We start from the raw sequence: 16,281 nt of genomic DNA on the forward strand, positions 1-16,281 counted from the left end.
CATAGTTGTCAATGGGAGAACCAAAACATGACCTCACCAGCTCCACTTGACCCCTTCGTTGCGCTGGGCGGAGGATTGTTGATAGGCATTGCCGCCGCCTTTTTGTTGCTCTTTTCCGGACGCATTGCTGGGATTAGCGGCATGGTCGCGCGCGCGACCGGCATCGCCGATACCGGTATTGCGCGGAATCAGGCGATCGCATTCGTGCTGGGACTTCCGATCGGCGCCCTTGTCACCGGGTTGTGGGTCCGCTCGGCGGACGTTGCGGTGACCTCTTCCGTTCCTCTCCTGATTGGTGCCGGATTGCTGGTCGGGTATGGCACGCGCATGGGCAATGGCTGCACCAGCGGACATGGCGTTTGCGGCGTTTCCCGGCTTTCTCCCCGATCACTGGCGGCTACCGTTTCTTTCATGCTCACTGCCTTCTTGGTAGTCGCCGTGGTTCGCTTCATGCTTATGGGAGCATAGCGAATGCGACAGATCCTCACAGCGCTTGTCATCGGCATTCTTTTTGGTGCTGGTCTGACAGTTTCAGACATGATTAATCCGGCGCGCGTGCTCGCTTTTCTCGATATCTTCGGCAATTGGGACCCCGCGCTTGCCTTTGTGATGGGCGGGGCGATCATACCCTCGGCGCTCGCCTATCTTGTGTCGAACAGGATGCAAAAACCACTGCTCGATAGTCGGTTCTTCATCCCAGAAAACCGAATAATCGACAGGCAATTGCTCTACGGGGCCGCTCTTTTTGGAGCGGGTTGGGGCCTTGTTGGATATTGCCCAGGCCCCGCCATTGCCGGCTTGGCGTTCGGTGATTGGCAACCAATTGTCTTTGTTATCGCCATGCTCGCCGGAATGTGGCTGCACCGGTTTTCGACTGACCTCATCAAGACCCGGAAGTCGGTCGCCTGACGGCTCGCAATGGCAGTGCCCTCCACACTGACGCGCTATTTGCCAATCTTGGACTGGGGAAGGCGATACGACCGAGGCGCTTTGGGCAGCGACATGATGGCGGCGGTGATCGTTACCATCATGCTGATCCCGCAAAGCCTCGCCTATGCGTTGCTTGCTGGGCTGCCGCCGGTCGTGGGCCTCTACGCGTCGATCCTGCCGCTTGTCGCTTACGCGCTGCTTGGAACAAGCCGCACGCTTGCGGTTGGTCCGGTTGCCGTCATTTCGCTAATGACCGCCTCGGCTGCGGGCAGTGTCGCGGCCCCGGGAACGCCTGAATATCTTGAAGCGGTCATTGCGCTCGCCATGCTCTCGGGGATCATGCTCGCGATCCTCGGCTTCGTTCGCGCCGGATTTCTTGCCAACCTCCTTTCGCACCCGGTCATCTCTGGCTTCATCACTGCCAGCGGCATCCTCATTGCGACGAGCCAGCTCCGCCACATTCTGGGCATTGCCGGGGGCGGGGATACCATGCCCGAGCTTCTGGAGAGGCTCGCGGCGAATATCGGTGCCTACAGCATTCCCACCCTTGCAATCGGCATACCTAGTCTTGCATTTCTGTTCTGGGTTCGCAGCGGCCTCAAGCCCTCTCTCGTAAAGGTTGGTCTCAAACCGGCGCTGGCTGACATCTGCGCCAAGGCCGGACCGATCGTCGCGGTGGCCGCGGCCATTCTCGCAGTAATTGTGGGCGGGCTTGAAGAACAGGGTGTTCAGATCGTCGGCTCCATTCCCTCCGGCCTTCCTCCCTTTAGGGTACCGCAAGTCGATCTCGGGCTGTGGAGCCAGCTTTGGCTCCCAGCGTTGCTCATTTCGATCATCGGCTTCGTCGAAAGCGTCTCGGTCGCGCACACGCTCGCCGCCAAGCGCCGCCAGCGAATTTCGCCCGATCAGGAGCTGGTTGGCCTTGGTGCAAGCAATATCGCATCAGCATTCTCGGGCGGATATCCTGTTACGGGAGGCTTTGCCCGTTCGGTTGTGAATTTCGATGCTGGTGCGCGTACTCCGGCGGCGGGGGCCTATACCGCCATTGGTATAGCGTTGGCCTCGGTCTTCCTCACCCCACTGCTGTTGTCCTTGCCGGTCGCCACGCTTGCCGCAACCATTATCGTTGCAGTGCTCGGTCTCATCGATTTCAGGACTCCGTTGCGTTTGTGGCGCTATTCCAAAAGCGACTTCTCCGCCCATGTCGCCACCATTGCCATGACCTTGGCAATGGGAGTTGAGATCGGGGTTGTCGTTGGCGTCTCGACTGGTCTGATGCTCTATCTTTGGAAAGCGTCGCGGCCCCATGCGGCCATTGTGGGCCGGGTTCCGGGAACAGAGCATTTCCGCAATGTGGACCGGCATGAGGTCATCACCTGGTCGCACATTCTCTCTATCCGGATTGATGAGAGCCTGACATTCCTGAATGCCCGCTGGCTTGAGGAATATGTGCTTGAACGCGTTGCAGAAAGGCCGGAACTGAAGCATGTCGTTTTCCTGTGCTCTGCAGTCAATTCGATCGATGCGTCGGGTCTTGAAAGCCTTGAGGCGATCAATCACCGTTTGTCCGACGCGGGGATCAGTTGCCACCTTTCCGAAGTTAAAGGGCCAGTGATGGACAAGCTCCAGCAGACCGATATCCTCGAAGAGCTGCATGGCAGGGTATTCCTCTCCCACGACCGCGCGATAGCGCATCTAATACAGTTGACTGACGCGGATCCTGAAGGTGAGGATCGCTGGCGCGCCCGCGGCCTGATCTGATCTCGAAGTCGCTGCACATCGGACATCTACCTATAGTTCCCGATCGCTGACCGCCGCATTTTCCTCCTCGATTTGTGGGACCAGAGGAGTTGCAACCATGCTTTCGATCACGCGCAAGATAGCTCTTGCAGCCACCAGTGCGATCATTCTCGCAACGACCGGTTGCGCAATGAGCAGCACGCCTTACCAGCCGCTGGGCGCAGGTACGCGGGTGTCTGGCGGATACTCGGATATCCGAATCGATGAAACGCATTACCGGGTCAGTTTCGCGGGCAATCGCCTGACATCGCGCGAGCGGGTCGAGAGCTACCTGTTGTTCCGTGCGGCAGAGCTGACGCTGCTCAAGGGCTATGACTATTTCATAATCCAGGACCGCGAGGTCGAGCATCAGATCGAGCGGCAGGTTCGCCGCGATCCGCTCTACGACCCGTGGCATTCGCCGTATCACACCTACTGGCGACCTTACTGGCGGTACTACCGCACCGGGCTCGGCTGGTATCACTGGTATCCGTATTACGGCGATCCATTCTGGGCGACCCGGTACAATACCCGCACGATCGAACGGTTTGAGGCAAATGCCGATATTGAACTGGGCCAAGGGACAAGGCCAAACGGTAACCTTCGCAGCTTCGACGCCCGCGAAGTCCGGGATCGCCTCGCTGCGCAGATCGAATACCCGACCGAATAGCCCCTAGTCGCGTGGGGTCACGCGCATCCCGTCCTCGATCATGCTGCCAGGATTGATAATGACGCTCGCGCCTTCTTGGAGCCCGCCTAGCAATTGCGCGTGTTCATCGTTGATTTGCCCCAGTTCTACCGTCGTTATGCGGGCTCGACCGCCCTCGACACTGAATACTTGCCACTCGCCATCGGGACCGCGGAACAGCGAACCGACCGGCAATCTCAACGTGTCGTCGGCGCGCCAGAGTTCGATGGTCGCATCGACTTGATAGCCATGGCCGAGCCTCGCGGCGTTTGCGATCGAACCCGTGTCGAATTTGACGATGACGTTCACCCGCTGCTCTTCGATCCCGAGCGCCGAGATCCTAAGCTGACCGAAAGGCTCGATCCGTTTGACTTTGCCGATGAGCGGATCGGGACCGCCCCACTGGGTGATCTGAACGCGATCGCCGGGCTTCACCCGCACCGCCTCGCGGGAGAGCAGGTCGACGACCAGCTCGATCGTGTCGGGATTGCCTATCGTCACCAACTGAGTTCCCTCGGGCATGACCCCCTCGCTTTCGTTGATTACGGACAAGACTTCACCCGACGCAGGAGCACGAACGCTGACAGGGCCGCCGCTTCCGGTGCCGCTGGGATTAGCGAGCATCGCGCGCAGGCGCGCAACTTCGGCACGGGCCTGTTGCTGTGTGGACCGGTCGGTTGCAACACGGGTGCGGGCCGCTTCAAGCTGCGCCTTGGGCAGAAATCCGCGCTCGAAGATGGCTTCAGCGCGCTCCAAATCGCGCTGCGATTGCGCATAAGATGCGCTCGCGCCGCTTTCCGCAGCGCGGGCTGCGGCAAGCGCACCGCGCATCTCGTCGCGCGTGCGTTGATCGAGCGGGCTGGAAGGACGCCCGGTCATCCGAGTGATCAGCGCGCCACGATCGACCGCATCACCAGGCTCGAGCTCAATGCGCGACAAATATCCCGTGACGGGAGTGGCGACGACATAGACCTCTTCGGCACGTGTGACGCCGTCGTCCGTGATACCCACACTCATTTCACCGCGCGAGACCTCATCGGTATCGACCGCAACAGCTTCCGGCCACAGCGAATAGATCAACCCTGCGATCAGCAATGCCATTATCAGAATGGCCCAGCGCCAGCGTTTTACCCGTTCCATCATCACTCGCGTGCTTTCAATACTCGGACCATGTCGAGCCGCATCACTCTTCGCGCCACAACGACAGCGGTCAGCATGGCTGCGATGAGGACGACGATTGCCGATTCGGCATAAGTCGCGTTGGAGGGGGCGAAGGGAAGGCGGAAGAGGTCGGATCCGAACATGCGCAGCATCAGCTGTGCGAGCCAGTAACCGATGAACAGGCCAACGGGCACCGACATGACCACCAACAGGGCGATCTGACCGATCAGGACGACAGCCACTTCCAGCCGGTGGTATCCCAGCACCCGGAGTGTCGCCAGCTCATGCGCGCGCTCGGAAAACAGAATGCGCGCGCTGTTGTAGACCACGCCGACCGCGATCGCCGAAGCGAAGGCGATGTAGAAGAAGATCATGGTGTTGATGTTGTCGTCGATCATCTCTTCGAACCGCGCCATTTCGAGATCACGGTCACCGATGCTGAGCACCGCGGGCATGGCCTTCAGGTCGGTCAGGATTTCGCCGCGCTTCGCTTCGTCGATCAACAGCATTGCCGCCCCCACCGGGGCACCGTCGCGGGCGAGCGCGCCGATCGTGCTTTGCGTGGCGTAAGCGCGGTTACCAATGAATTCGTCGACCATCGCGCCGACCGGCAACAGAGCCTCGGTCCGCCTGCCTCCCAGCATTTTCACGTATACGTTGTCGCCTGCTTCAACCCCCAACTGATCGGCAAGTTGTCGGCTCAGCATCAGGCCGCCCGGAGGCATATCGATCAAATTGCCTCGCTGATCGATCCGTGCACTCAGCTTCGCACCCTGGGGGATCGCTTCGAGTGCCGTCCGCTCGACCTTGTTGCCATGGCTCATCTCTACGCTAAGCCCGCGAACCGGTTCGACCCGCAACACCCCCGGCATCTGTGCCAATTCGTAGAGCACATCGTCGTTGCGCGCTTCCGTGAACGTAACCGAGATGTCCTGCTGCTGCGACCGGAAGAAGTAGGATTCCAGCATAAACTCGCTGGAATCGATGAACTGCAGGGTCGAAAACAGCAGCCCCATCGACAGCGCGACGCCGCCGACCGTCATCGCCGATCGCGCGGGCCAGCGTGCGATATGCCGCACGATCATGTGACCGATTGCGGTAAACCCTGCTTTCTGGCCCAGACGTTCAATAGCACCGGCACGGTATATGGGGGAGGGGGCGGCGACATGGCAACAGCCGGTGTCAGCCGCGCTGCCGACCACACTCCGCTGATCGCGCCTATGCTGGCAGAGGCGATGGCGAGCGCACTCGCTCCAAGAAATACGCTCGGCGCGAAACTAAAACGCAGGATCGGGAAGTGATAGTAGCGCGCGTAAAGTTCGGTCAGCGAGCGAGCCATCCAAACTCCGCACAACGCCCCCAGGATGGTCGCCAGAATTGCGATGGCAATAGCGAATTTGAGGTAGTGTCCGGCTATTGCGATGTCCGAATAGCCAAAAGCCTTGAAGAGGCCGATGAGCGAACGCTGAGTTCGGATCATCCTGCCAAGCACGACGTAGACAAGGAATGTCGCGACCAACAGGAACACCGGAGGAAATATCGTGACCATCGCCTCAAGCTGATCGAGTTCGCTGTCGAGGAAGACGTGGCTTGGATGATCGTCGCGGCCATAGGCACCGGTGCCTCCATATGGCCCCAGAATTCGGTCGACCCCGCGAATGACATCTTGCAAGGACGCGTTCCGTTGCAATTTCACAGAGAGCGCGTTGATTGCTTCGGTTCTGTCCGTTGCTGCCTCGAGCGCTTCCTCGCCCATCCAGAACACGCCGAAGCGCGTGTCGTCGGGCACGATGTCGCCAGGCGCAAGCGCATTGACGTAGTTCGGGGCGAAGCCGACGCCGACGATCCGCAATCTTTGCTTGCGGCCATAGATGATCGCGTCGAATTCGTCGCCCGGACCGACATCGTTTGCAACCGCGAAGGCGTTGTCGACCACGACTTCACCCGGAGCATCGAGTGCCGGCATCCGCCCCGTTTTCAATGTGACGAGGTTGATCCGGTCGCGCCCGCGTTCGTCGACCGATTGCAGCAGGGCGCGGACCGCTTCGACCCGGTCGGGGAAATCCAGGATCGCATATTGCAGTATCGACCCCTGCGCTTGCTGCGCGCCTTCAAGCGCAGCGACCCGGTCGACGATGCTGCGCGGCGCGCGAGTCATGTTGGCGAAGACGTCGCCGAAATTGTTCTCCGAATAATAGGCCTCGCGGGTCTCGTATAACGAGCGGTGGACCCCCATCGACAGAATGAAGGTGGCAGAGGCCGCAGCAAGCACGATGGCAATCGCAAATGCCTGACCGCGCATGCGCCACAGATCGCGCACCAGCTTGAGGTCGAGCGCCTTCACCAGCTGATCTCCGAGGGATGGATGCGGTGCGTGTTGGTCTCGATCCGCGCGATCCTGCCGTCGAGGAAATGAAACACTCGGTCTGCCATTGCAGCAATGCCGGCATTGTGTGTGATGATGAGGAGCGTGGTGTTGAGATCGCGATTGGCAGCCTCAAGCGTCTCCAGCACGCGCACGCCCGTCTGACTGTCGAGAGCGCCGGTGGGCTCGTCGCAAAGGAGCACGCCGGGCTGCTTGGCGATCGCACGGGCGACGGCGACGCGTTGTTGCTCCCCGCCTGATAGCTGAGCGGGATAGTGGTGTTTTCGTTCAGCCAATCCTACCAGCGCAAGCGCGTCGGCTGGGTCCATCGGATCGTCCGCAATGTCGGTGACAAGGCGGACGTTTTCCTCTGCGGTCAGGCTGGGGATCAGATTGTAGAACTGAAAGATGAAGCCCATGTGCGCGCGGCGAAAGCGGGTGAGATCGTGATCGTCGAGCGCCGTCAACTCGGTGTCTCGATAGTGAAGCGTTCCGGATGTCGGTCGATCCAGCCCGCCAACGATGTTGAGCAGGGTCGACTTGCCGCTTCCCGATGGCCCGAGGAGCACCAGTACTTCACCCTCGCATATGTCGAAATCGACCCCGCGCAAGGCGTGCACTTCCGTTTCGCCGGTGACATAGATCTTGCGAAGATCGCGTCCGGAGAAGGCGTTCCGCTCCAGCAGTGTTGCATCTTTCTGGGCATCGACATGCATCGCTTCAGAATAGCGGAGGCGGATCGAGGCGCTTTACGTAAATGCCGCAGGTGTGATCGCTAACGCGCGAGAGACAAAAGTAGAGCGACACCGCCTAGGTAAACACATATCGCTGCAATCGAATCCTGACCCATGCGAAAGACCACGCGATCGCGTCGTTCGATCAGGCCGATCACGAAAATCCCTGTCAGCACCAGCGCGAGCATTGCGGCGGCGATCTCGAAACCGCCCGCCCGCTCGATCACACCCTGACCGGGCGCGACCAAGTCGATCGCGAGGATGATCGCGAGGTTGAACATGTTCGAGCCGAAGATCTCGCCGATCGCCAGTTCGTAGCGTTTGTGACGCATCGCCCCGACAATCGCGCTTGCCTCGGGGAGAGAGGTCGCTGCGGCAATGATAAGCAGGCCGACGACGCTTGTGCCGAGCCCCGTTTCCCGCGCGATGGTATCACCGGCATTGGCGAGCGCCACACCGCCCACCAGAATGACCGATGCCAATCCCGCGAGGACCAATGCAAGTTTTCTAGTCGAGATCGATTTTTGACGTGTCTCTTCGGCGACTTCCAGATCGGGCGGATTGACCACTTGCCACATCGGTCGTTTTTCCGCGCGACCGGAAACCACCAGCGCGATCAGGACGCAGCCGAAAATTGCAACCGACCAGAGGCTTACAGGGCCACCGAAGTCTCCTTCGCCGATACCGATTGCAGCGCCGACCAAGGCGAACAGGGTCATACCCAGAACGCCCTGAATGAGAGTGACGGGCCGCGCCACGACCGAGGTCAGCGGGCGGGCGCCAAGGGTCATATCTGCGAGCGCCAGCAACAGCAAATTGATGCTCGCGCTGCCCAATATGTCGTTGAGCGAGAGCAGCGGCGCGCCGATGGCTGCCGCCGTGGTTCCGGTGGCGAGCTCTGGGAGCGAAGTAATCCCGCCGAGCACGAGCATCCCAGCCAGCCCCTGTCCAACGCCTGTTTTGTCGCTGAGCGCGACGACATAGGCCGGGAGTCGCGTTCCCGCCCACCACACCGCCGCAGCGGCAAGGACAAAGACGAAGGCCGTTTGCCAGAGAATGCTCATGGGTCCGACCATCATCCTTCTCTTCGGTCATCTGTATCCGTAGATGCCCGTGGCTACAGTCTCACCGAGCGACCCTCGGAGGATTGCGTAGTTACGCGCCCCCCGCCCGACCATAATTTCCGACATTTCCTCCCTTTCGCGGGGCAAACTCGGAGATCGTCATGAGCACAACAATACTTCCCCTGTTCGACAAATCCCTCCAATCGACTGCGATCTGGCTTGGAGAAATTCAGTCAGAGATCGGACCGGATCGGGCGTTTGCATGGAGGGTCCTCTCAGTGGTTCTGCAGAATTTGCGGGATCATCTGCCTCTCGAATTGTCGGCCCATTTCGGGGCGCAATTGCCCATGATCGTGCGCGGTACCTTCTATGATAGATTCGATCCCACCGGACTTCCCAAACAGGCCAACAGCGCAGAGGAGTTTCTCGTATCGGTTTCCGATGGCCTGAGTGGGAGCCGGGGCATCGATCCGCGCGATGCCGTGCACGCCGTATTCGGCGTGCTCGACCGCCACTTGTCCCGCGGTCAGATCGACAAGGTCATCGGTGCATTACCGCATGGGATACGCGCGATGTGGCCTGAGAAAGAGACGGCAGATTGAGGGCAGGGATGGGGCGGGCAAGGCTTACCGGCATAAGATGGTGCGCATCATGAATGCCGGTCAGACCATTCGCTGGTTTGAAACGCTATCGCGCCAAGACGTGCCGCTTGTGGGCGGCAAGAACGCATCCTTGGGCGAGATGATCGGCGCGCTTGCGAAGAAAGATATTCGCGTGCCACCGGGCTTTGCGACGACTGCGAGCGCCTTTCGGGAATACCTCACCTTCAATGACCTCGAACCGGTGCTGGCTGACGAATTGGCCAAGTATCACGAGGGGAAGTCGGCTATTTCGCAGGCTGGAGCAGCGATCCGCGCGGCGATGCTGGGCGGCAATTGGCCGGAGGACATGGCCTCCGCGATCCTAGCCGCCTATCGCGAGCTCGGCACTCGAGTTGGTGAGAGCGAGCCCAGCGTGGCTGTCCGCTCCAGTGCAACAGCCGAAGACCTTCCAGACGCCAGCTTTGCCGGACAACAGGAAACGTTTCTCAATATTCGTGGAGAAACGGCCCTGCTGGAAGCCTGCAAACGCTGCTTTGCTTCCCTCTATACGGACCGCGCGATCGTCTACCGCGAGATCAAGGGATTTGCACATGAGGAGGTGGCGCTCTCGATCGGCGTTCAGCAGATGATCCGCTCCGACGAAGCTGGAGCGGGTGTGATGTTTTCGATCGACACCGAGTCGGGGTTTGACCGTGTCGTGCTCATCAATGCCGCCTGGGGATTGGGTGAGAGCGTGGTGCAAGGAATGGTCGAGCCTGACGAATACCACGTCTTTAAACCGCTTCTGGATGACGAGAGGTTCGTTCCGGTCATCGAGAAAAAATGCGGGCTCAAGCAGCGCAGGTTGATTTATGCACCGGACGGCAGCGGCACACGCTGGGTCGATACCGATAGCGCAGATCGTCAGGCCCAGGTGCTGAGCGATGAGGAAATCCTTGTTCTTGCGCGCTGGGCGAGGACTATTGAACAGCACTACGGCTGCGCCATGGATATGGAGTGGGCCAAAGATGGCCACGACGGTGATCTCTATATCGTGCAGGCGCGCCCCGAGACCGTCCAGGCCCAGAGCCTGTCCGATGTCTTGCATACGTCAAAGGTACTTGAACCGGGGACCGTTCGTGTGACCGGGCAAGCCATCGGTTCTGGAGCGGCCAGTGGCCCGGTCTGTGTGATTTCCAGCGCCGACGAGATTGAGCGTTTCGTCGACGGGTCTGTCCTCGTCACAGGCGTAACCGATCCAGATTGGGTGCCGGTCATGAAGCGCGCTGCAGCCATCGTCACCGACCATGGCGGCCGCACGTCTCACGCCGCTATCGTCAGCCGCGAACTGGGCGTTCCTGCGATTGTGGGTTGCAGCACCGCGACAGCGAGCCTTGCGGACGGCCAGCAGGTGACCGTCAATTGCACCGAGGGGGATCTCGGTTTCGTACACGAGGGTCTGTCGGACATTCGGGAAGAGAGCATCGATCTGTCGGCGCTCCCCGACACGCGCACGAAGGTGATGCTGAACCTCGCGGATCCCGGCGCTGCTTACCGCTGGTGGAAGCTTCCGACCGATGGTGTGGGACTGACGCGGGTGGAGTTCGTGATTTCCAATCACATAAAGGTCCACCCAATGGCTCTGCTGGAGCCTGAGCGCGTAGCCGATCCTCACGAGCGCGTGGCGATTCGCCAATTGACGCGCGGATTTGAATGCCCTTCGGAATTCTTCGTCGATCGTCTCGCGCGCGGATTGGCGCGGATTGCTGCGCTCACGTTTCCGAAGAAGGCCATAGTCCGCTTCAGCGATTTCAAGTCGAACGAATACGCCGATCTTATCGGAGGCCGGGCCTTCGAGCCGCCCGAGGAGAATCCGATGCTCGGATTTCGCGGCGCATCGCGATATGTCTCCCCCTGTTCCGGGAAGCGTTTGCGCTCGAATGCCGTGCCGTACGCAGATTGCGTAAGGATATGGGCTTTACCAACATCGCCGTGATGGTGCCGTTCTGCCGTACAGTCGGTGAGGCGGATGGGGTGCTTAGCGAAATGGCGGCCAACGGGCTCGAGCGCGGCAAGGATGGTCTTGAAGTGCTGGTCATGTGCGAAGTGCCGAGCAATGTCGTGCTCGCCGCCCAGTTTGCAGAGCGTTTCGATGGCTTCTCGATCGGAAGTAACGACCTCACCCAGCTGACGCTTGGGATCGACCGCGATTCCGAGCTGCTGGCGGACCAATTCGACGCGCGCGACCCGGCGGTGAAATGGATGATCCGCCATGTCATCGCCGAAGCGCACGAGCATGGGAGGTCGGTTGGCCTGTGCGGACAGGCGCCAAGCGATCATCCGGATTACGCGGAATTCCTGGTCGAATGCGGGATCGACTCCATTTCGGTGACGCCCGACAGCTTTTTCGCGGTCAAAACCCATGTCGCTGCTGCGGAACGGTCCAACAAACCTGCGGAGGGGCTGGAAGGAGCATCATCCCGATCATGAACATCGCGACATTGACACTCAATCCGACCATCGACGTCGCCTACGCAGTCGAGAAACTTTCGCATACCGACAAGCTGCGAGCACCGCCCCAGCTTGTCGACCCCGGTGGCGGCGGTTTGAACGTGGCGCGGGTGTTTGTGCGAATGGGCGGAAATGCACGCTGCGTCTATCTTTCAGGCGGATCGACCGGCATCGCGCTCGACGCCTTGCTCGACCTTCATCAACTGCTGCGTGAGAAGGTCGCCATTGCGGGCGAAACCCGTATCAGCACGGTGATTTGCGAGGCATCGAGCGGGCAGGAGTACCGTATCGTTCCCGCTGGCCCGGAAGTCAGCGAGGCGGAATGTGACGCTTGTCTGCGACGTATCGCGGAAATCAAATGCGATTGCCTCGTTATGAGCGGTTCGCTCCCGCGCGGCATGCCCTCCAACTTCTATGCAAAGGCCGCCGCTGTCGCCGACCGGCGAGGCATCCGGACCGTTCTCGATACATCGGGCGATGCTCTCGCCGAGGCCGTAGCAGCTGGCGGGCTGGAGCTTATCAAGCCCAATCTAAGGGAATTTCAGGATCTTATCGGAGAAGAGCTGACAGATGTCGGCGTAATCGGCGAAGCGGCGAAGCAAATCGTCGCTCAAGGCGGCGTCAGGCTCGTTGCGATCAGCATGGGAGAGCGCGGGGGTGTATTGGCGAGTAGGGATGGCGTAATTGTGATGAACGCACCTGACGTGGATGCGAAAAGCGCGGTCGGGGCCGGGGACAGCTGCGTTGCCGCCATGGTGCATGGCCTTGCATCCGGGAAAAGCGACGAAGACGCATTCCGGCTCGGCATTGCTGCCGGGGCCGCGGCCTTGATTTCCCCAGGTACGGGTCTCGCTGCCGTCGACGATATCGACGCGATTTACACCGGGCAGCTACGGCGATCTGCGTAGTTACCCGCGCGCCATGAGAGAGCATCTTCGCTGCGTGAATAGAGCGATGGAGCGAAACTATGGCCGAACTCATGAAAGCTGCGATCTTTGTCGAACCCGGAAGGATCGTGCTCGGCGAAAAGCCGATCCCCGATGTCGGTCCTCTCGATGCGTTGATCCGTATCACTACGACAACGATCTGCGGCACCGATGTCCATATTCTGAAAGGAGAGTACCCTGTCGAGAAGGGGCTGACCATCGGTCACGAGCCGGTGGGCGTTATCGAAAAGCTTGGATCGGCTGTTACAGGATATGAAGAAGGCCAACGCGTCATCGCGGGAGCGATCACGCCATCCGGAACATCTTACGCCTCTCTATGCGGCTGTCACGCGCAATGCGGAGGGCAGGGCAAGCATGGCTTCAAGGCCATCGGCGGTTGGCGTTTTGGCAATACGATCGACGGTTGTCAGGCGGAATATCTCCTCGTCCCAGACGCGATGGCCAACCTCGCGCCTGTACCCGACGGGCTGACCGACGAACAGGTGCTGATGTGCCCGGATATCATGTCGACCGGTTTTAGCGGCGCGGAATCGGGCAGGATCAGGATTGGCGACACGGTTGCCGTTTTCGCTCAGGGTCCGATCGGCCTTTGTGCGACGGCAGGCGCGCATATGATGGGCGCGACCACGATCATAGGTGTTGAGACTGTTCCTGAACGACAGGAAATGGCCCGAAAAATGGGTGCGACCCATATCGTCGATTTCGCGAAAGTCGATCCGGTCGATGAAATCTTGAAAATCACCGACGGACGCGGTGTCGATGTCGCAATCGAAGCGCTCGGCCTGCAGGAGACATTCGAAGGCGCAATGCGTGTCCTTCGACCGGGCGGAACCCTGTCTTCGCTCGGCGTTTATTCCGGCGATCTGACCATCCCGCTGGAACCACTCGCTGCTGGCCTTGGTGATCACACAATCCGCACAACACTATGTCCAGGAGGCAAGGAACGGATGCGGCGATTGATGGATGTGGTCGCATCGGGCCGTGTCGATGCGGGGCAGCTGGTGACGCACCATTATCCGCTGGACTCGATCGAAGATGCATATGAACTGTTTTCGCACCAGCGCGATGGCGTGTTGAAGGTAGCGATCAGGGCTTAGTGGTTGCAGTGACAAATCCGCGAGCGCTTGTGCTGGCTGTTGGATCAAAACGCTGCAATCCGGGGCCATGTCATGGTCCAACCAATGGATCCCAGGTTGAGGGAGCGGATCAGCTAACCGTGAGCGATCACGCATGAATATGCTCCTCCAGCAACACACACGCAGCCGAATCGCTGATGCAGAGACGAACCTTGATGTCCTCGAAGTTGTCGAGATCCACAAGTCCTTCGGCAAACGCGAGGTTTTAAGAGGGGTTTCATTGCAAGTGGGCAGGGGGAGGTTGTGGGCATGTTCGTACCGCGACGGTGCCGGCAAGACTGTCACGTTCTACTGCATTCTTGGCCTGATAATGTGTGATATGGGGCGGATCATGCTGGGTGATCGCGATATCTCGCGGCTTCCTTTTTATCGACGTGCGCTTCTCGGGCTCGGCTATTTACCGGAGCAGCCTTCGATCTTTCGTGGTCTCACCGTTGCGGGGAATATCAGAGCGATGCTCGAAATCGTCGAACCCGATGAAAGCGCGCGCAGTCAGCGATTGGAAGCATTGCTTTGCGATCTGCGGATCGAGCATCTGCGTGACGCTGCAGCAACTGCGCTTTCCGGTGGCGAGCGGCGGCGTTGCGAAGTGGCGCGTGCCCTGGCTTTGAATCCATCCTTCATACTGCTTGATGAACCTTTCGCAGGGATCGATCCGCTTACGATCGCAAGCATCAAGGAGATGATTCTGGACTTCAAGGCGCGCGGCATAGGTGTCTTGCTAACCGACCAGAACGTGCCCGAGATGATCGAAGTGATCGACCGGGCTTACCTGCTCGACGATGGTGTCATGGTCTTCTCAGGATCACCGGATCAATTGCTCAAGGACGACAATGTAATCGCTCGTTATCTGGGCAAGCGCGAATAGTGGGCTGAGCGAGCGTGTCTTACGCTGCGTGCCGATTGGACGGAAGACAGAGGCAAAAGCGGGTAGAGTGCGGTTTTGCGGATGATGATTTGGGGGCCCGATCTGCGCCGCTATCCGTCGACATGGTCTGCCAGCCAACGCGCCGCAGTACCGATCCTCACGAACCTTGCGGCATCGGCGTCTGGAATATTGACACCGAGCCGCTGATGCAGCGCGGCGATGAGGTTGAAGATGTCCATTGAGTCGAGGTCGAGCGCCTCGCGGACATCCTCCTCATCACCGATAGATATCGGTGCAACATCCGGTGCAAGTGTCTCGATCTCCTCGATCACGATCGCGCGGGCCTCGGACAGGTTCATAAGGTCTCCGGGTCGTTTAACTGCGCCTCGACCCGACGCAACAACAAGGCCCCGCGATGCCCGTCATTTGCTCGGTGATCTCCCGCCAGCGTCGTGGTGAGAACCGGGCGCACAACCAGTTCATCATCGTGTGGCCAAGGCCGTTGCACCACGCTGCCGAAGCCGATTATCGTGACTTGTGGCGGATAAATGATCGGTAACAGGCTCTCCACCCCGCGTTCGCCAAGGCTTGAAACGGTTGCGGTGCCATCGCTGATCTCGGAAGAGCGGAATTGGCCACGCCGGGTACGGGCAACGAGGTCGCGCAGTTTCGTCATCAATTCAGGCAGCGCGAGCGTATCTGTATTGCGAATGCACGGCGCGGCCAATCCGCCGCCGCGAATTGCGATAGCGCTGCCTAGGTGCACGGCCTCGCTGGCCTTGTATCCTTCCTTGTCCAAATGTCCGTTGAATTCCGAAAATTCGACCAGCGCAAGCGCAACTGCCTTGAGCAGCAACGCGCCAAGAATCAGGCGCTCTGGTGGAGCGCGGCCGGCATTGTAGCGATCCAGCCATTCCAGCGCTTGGGAGATTTCGAAGGAATGGGTTAGATAATAGTGAGGAATTTCGCGTTTCGAACGCGCCATAGCTGCAGCGATCGCGCGGCGCATTGCGGACAGGTCCGGCCCGGGCGCGGCGCCTGGCCCGGGTACCTTCGAAACGGCTTCGACATCGGCAAGCTGGATCGCCCCTTCAGGTCCGGAACCGTTTATCGAGGTGAGATCGATGTTGCGTTCTCTGGCCAGCTTGCGGGCTGCGGGCGAAGCACGGGCTTTTGACTGAAACCCGATTTTCGCGGTAGCAGCCACGGGTTTTTCCGGAGCAGGTTGGGGCGAGACTGCTTCGGTCGGCGCAGGCGATGGTCCGGCTTCGGCAATCGCTTCACCGGCTCTCTTGATCCTTGCCAAAGGCGCACCCACTGGAACGCTTGCGCCCGCTTCGACCAGCAATTCCTCGATCGTTCCGTCTTCGAAAACTTCGACTTCGATCGCGCCCTTGTCGGTCTCGACCACAGCTACGATATCGCCCTGTTCGACCGCATCGCCCGTTTGCTTGAGCCATTCGACGAGCGTTCCAGCAGCCATATCGGCACCGAGCGAAGGCATGGTGAAAACCCCC

Annotated in this window: 17 protein-coding genes; 10 read left to right on the plus strand and 7 right to left on the minus strand. The window is 59.8% G+C overall.

Annotation, left to right across the window (positions count from 1 at the left end; genetic code table 11):
- Positions 1–27 precede the first annotated feature (27 nt).
- From AC0L39_RS07055 to AC0L39_RS07070, 4 genes are all read left to right on the plus strand, one after another.
- A complete protein-coding gene (locus tag AC0L39_RS07055) occupies positions 28–468 on the plus strand; it encodes a YeeE/YedE family protein (RefSeq protein ID WP_473261851.1) in 441 nt (146 codons plus the stop codon).
- A gap of 3 nt (positions 469–471) precedes the next feature.
- On the plus strand, positions 472–909 hold the full coding sequence (locus AC0L39_RS07060; RefSeq protein ID WP_473261853.1) for a DUF6691 family protein: 438 nt from the start codon (positions 472–474) through the stop codon (positions 907–909).
- Between the two features lie 9 nt (positions 910–918).
- Complete coding sequence (locus AC0L39_RS07065; protein WP_473261854.1) at positions 919–2,691, plus strand: SulP family inorganic anion transporter; 1,773 nt, start codon at positions 919–921, stop codon at positions 2,689–2,691.
- A gap of 97 nt (positions 2,692–2,788) precedes the next feature.
- Positions 2,789–3,379, plus strand: a complete 591-nt coding sequence (locus tag AC0L39_RS07070; protein ID WP_473261856.1) for a CC0125/CC1285 family lipoprotein — start codon at positions 2,789–2,791, stop codon at positions 3,377–3,379.
- A gap of 3 nt (positions 3,380–3,382) precedes the next feature.
- On the opposite strand, the gene AC0L39_RS07075 is transcribed toward AC0L39_RS07070, so the two are convergent.
- Genes AC0L39_RS07075 through AC0L39_RS07095 form a run of 5 tightly spaced genes read right to left on the minus strand, consistent with a single transcriptional unit; the run spans position 3,383 to position 8,736 of the window.
- Positions 3,383–4,540 carry an efflux RND transporter periplasmic adaptor subunit gene (locus tag AC0L39_RS07075; protein ID WP_473261857.1) on the minus strand — a complete coding sequence of 386 codons (1,158 nt, stop codon included), beginning with the start codon at positions 4,538–4,540 and terminating at the stop codon, positions 3,383–3,385.
- Positions 4,540–5,601, minus strand: a complete 1,062-nt coding sequence (locus tag AC0L39_RS07080; protein WP_473261859.1) for an ABC transporter permease — start codon at positions 5,599–5,601, stop codon at positions 4,540–4,542. Before AC0L39_RS07080 ends, AC0L39_RS07075 begins: the two co-directional genes overlap by 1 nt.
- Positions 5,602–5,639: 38 nt before the next feature.
- Positions 5,640–6,902, minus strand: coding sequence for an ABC transporter permease (locus tag AC0L39_RS07085; protein ID WP_473261861.1), 1,263 nt, complete (start codon positions 6,900–6,902; stop codon positions 5,640–5,642).
- Positions 6,899–7,639, minus strand: coding sequence for an ABC transporter ATP-binding protein (locus tag AC0L39_RS07090; protein ID WP_473261862.1), 741 nt, complete (start codon positions 7,637–7,639; stop codon positions 6,899–6,901). The genes AC0L39_RS07085 and AC0L39_RS07090 overlap by 4 nt, the downstream gene beginning before the upstream one ends.
- A 59-nt stretch (positions 7,640–7,698) precedes the next feature.
- Positions 7,699–8,736 carry a sodium:calcium antiporter gene (locus tag AC0L39_RS07095; protein WP_473261863.1) on the minus strand — a complete coding sequence of 346 codons (1,038 nt, stop codon included), beginning with the start codon at positions 8,734–8,736 and terminating at the stop codon, positions 7,699–7,701.
- A 146-nt stretch (positions 8,737–8,882) separates the two neighbouring features.
- Here AC0L39_RS07095 and AC0L39_RS07100 point away from each other — a divergent pair, with 146 nt between their 5' ends.
- The 6 genes from AC0L39_RS07100 to lptB all read left to right on the plus strand — a co-directional run bounded on the left by AC0L39_RS07100 (position 8,883) and on the right by lptB (position 14,764).
- Entirely contained in the window at positions 8,883–9,323 is a 441-nt protein-coding gene (locus AC0L39_RS07100) for a DUF2267 domain-containing protein (protein WP_473261865.1), read from the plus strand.
- Between the two features lie 49 nt (positions 9,324–9,372).
- Positions 9,373–11,298: a phosphoenolpyruvate synthase gene (gene ppsA / locus AC0L39_RS07105; protein ID WP_473261867.1), complete on the plus strand. Its 1,926-nt coding sequence runs from the start codon at positions 9,373–9,375 to the stop codon at positions 11,296–11,298.
- A complete protein-coding gene (locus AC0L39_RS07110; RefSeq protein WP_473262309.1) occupies positions 11,217–11,792 on the plus strand; it encodes a putative PEP-binding protein in 576 nt (191 codons plus the stop codon). The genes ppsA and AC0L39_RS07110 overlap by 82 nt, the downstream gene beginning before the upstream one ends.
- Positions 11,789–12,721, plus strand: coding sequence for a 1-phosphofructokinase family hexose kinase (locus tag AC0L39_RS07115; protein WP_473261868.1), 933 nt, complete (start codon positions 11,789–11,791; stop codon positions 12,719–12,721). The genes AC0L39_RS07110 and AC0L39_RS07115 overlap by 4 nt, the downstream gene beginning before the upstream one ends.
- 59 nt (positions 12,722–12,780) lie before the next feature.
- On the plus strand, positions 12,781–13,857 hold the full coding sequence (locus tag AC0L39_RS07120; RefSeq protein WP_473261870.1) for an NAD(P)-dependent alcohol dehydrogenase: 1,077 nt from the start codon (positions 12,781–12,783) through the stop codon (positions 13,855–13,857).
- A gap of 133 nt (positions 13,858–13,990) precedes the next feature.
- Positions 13,991–14,764 (plus strand): LPS export ABC transporter ATP-binding protein, encoded by a 774-nt coding sequence (gene lptB, locus AC0L39_RS07125; RefSeq protein ID WP_473261872.1) that lies wholly within the window; start codon positions 13,991–13,993, stop codon positions 14,762–14,764.
- A gap of 110 nt (positions 14,765–14,874) precedes the next feature.
- On the opposite strand, the gene AC0L39_RS07130 is transcribed toward lptB, so the two are convergent.
- Both AC0L39_RS07130 and AC0L39_RS07135 read right to left on the minus strand, forming a co-directional pair.
- Positions 14,875–15,123 carry an acyl carrier protein gene (locus tag AC0L39_RS07130; RefSeq protein WP_473261874.1) on the minus strand — a complete coding sequence of 83 codons (249 nt, stop codon included), beginning with the start codon at positions 15,121–15,123 and terminating at the stop codon, positions 14,875–14,877.
- Positions 15,120–16,268 carry a dihydrolipoamide acetyltransferase family protein gene (locus tag AC0L39_RS07135; protein WP_473261876.1) on the minus strand — a complete coding sequence of 383 codons (1,149 nt, stop codon included), beginning with the start codon at positions 16,266–16,268 and terminating at the stop codon, positions 15,120–15,122. The genes AC0L39_RS07130 and AC0L39_RS07135 overlap by 4 nt, the downstream gene beginning before the upstream one ends.
- Positions 16,269–16,281 lie beyond the last annotated feature (13 nt).

This window comes from Erythrobacter sp. K21-9, from assembly GCF_055808355.1.

What these genes read in the sequence shown, in the direction of transcription:
- AC0L39_RS07055 (WP_473261851.1), top strand. Translation starts at nt 28, where the DNA reads ATGACCTCACCAGCTCCACTTGACCCCTTCGTTGCGCTGGGCGGAGGA.
- AC0L39_RS07060 (WP_473261853.1), top strand. Translation starts at nt 472, where the DNA reads ATGCGACAGATCCTCACAGCGCTTGTCATCGGCATTCTTTTTGGTGCT.
- AC0L39_RS07065 (WP_473261854.1), top strand. Translation starts at nt 919, where the DNA reads ATGGCAGTGCCCTCCACACTGACGCGCTATTTGCCAATCTTGGACTGG.
- AC0L39_RS07070 (WP_473261856.1), top strand. Translation starts at nt 2,789, where the DNA reads ATGCTTTCGATCACGCGCAAGATAGCTCTTGCAGCCACCAGTGCGATC.
- AC0L39_RS07075 (WP_473261857.1), bottom strand. Translation starts at nt 4,540, where the DNA reads ATGATGGAACGGGTAAAACGCTGGCGCTGGGCCATTCTGATAATGGCA.
- AC0L39_RS07080 (WP_473261859.1), bottom strand. Translation starts at nt 5,601, where the DNA reads ATGACGGTCGGCGGCGTCGCGCTGTCGATGGGGCTGCTGTTTTCGACC.
- AC0L39_RS07090 (WP_473261862.1), bottom strand. Translation starts at nt 7,639, where the DNA reads ATGCATGTCGATGCCCAGAAAGATGCAACACTGCTGGAGCGGAACGCC.
- AC0L39_RS07095 (WP_473261863.1), bottom strand. Translation starts at nt 8,736, where the DNA reads ATGATGGTCGGACCCATGAGCATTCTCTGGCAAACGGCCTTCGTCTTT.
- AC0L39_RS07100 (WP_473261865.1), top strand. Translation starts at nt 8,883, where the DNA reads ATGAGCACAACAATACTTCCCCTGTTCGACAAATCCCTCCAATCGACT.
- ppsA (WP_473261867.1), top strand. Translation starts at nt 9,373, where the DNA reads ATGAATGCCGGTCAGACCATTCGCTGGTTTGAAACGCTATCGCGCCAA.
- AC0L39_RS07115 (WP_473261868.1), top strand. Translation starts at nt 11,789, where the DNA reads ATGAACATCGCGACATTGACACTCAATCCGACCATCGACGTCGCCTAC.
- AC0L39_RS07120 (WP_473261870.1), top strand. Translation starts at nt 12,781, where the DNA reads ATGGCCGAACTCATGAAAGCTGCGATCTTTGTCGAACCCGGAAGGATC.
- lptB (WP_473261872.1), top strand. Translation starts at nt 13,991, where the DNA reads ATGAATATGCTCCTCCAGCAACACACACGCAGCCGAATCGCTGATGCA.
- AC0L39_RS07130 (WP_473261874.1), bottom strand. Translation starts at nt 15,123, where the DNA reads ATGAACCTGTCCGAGGCCCGCGCGATCGTGATCGAGGAGATCGAGACA.
- AC0L39_RS07135 (WP_473261876.1), bottom strand. Translation starts at nt 16,268, where the DNA reads ATGCCTTCGCTCGGTGCCGATATGGCTGCTGGAACGCTCGTCGAATGG.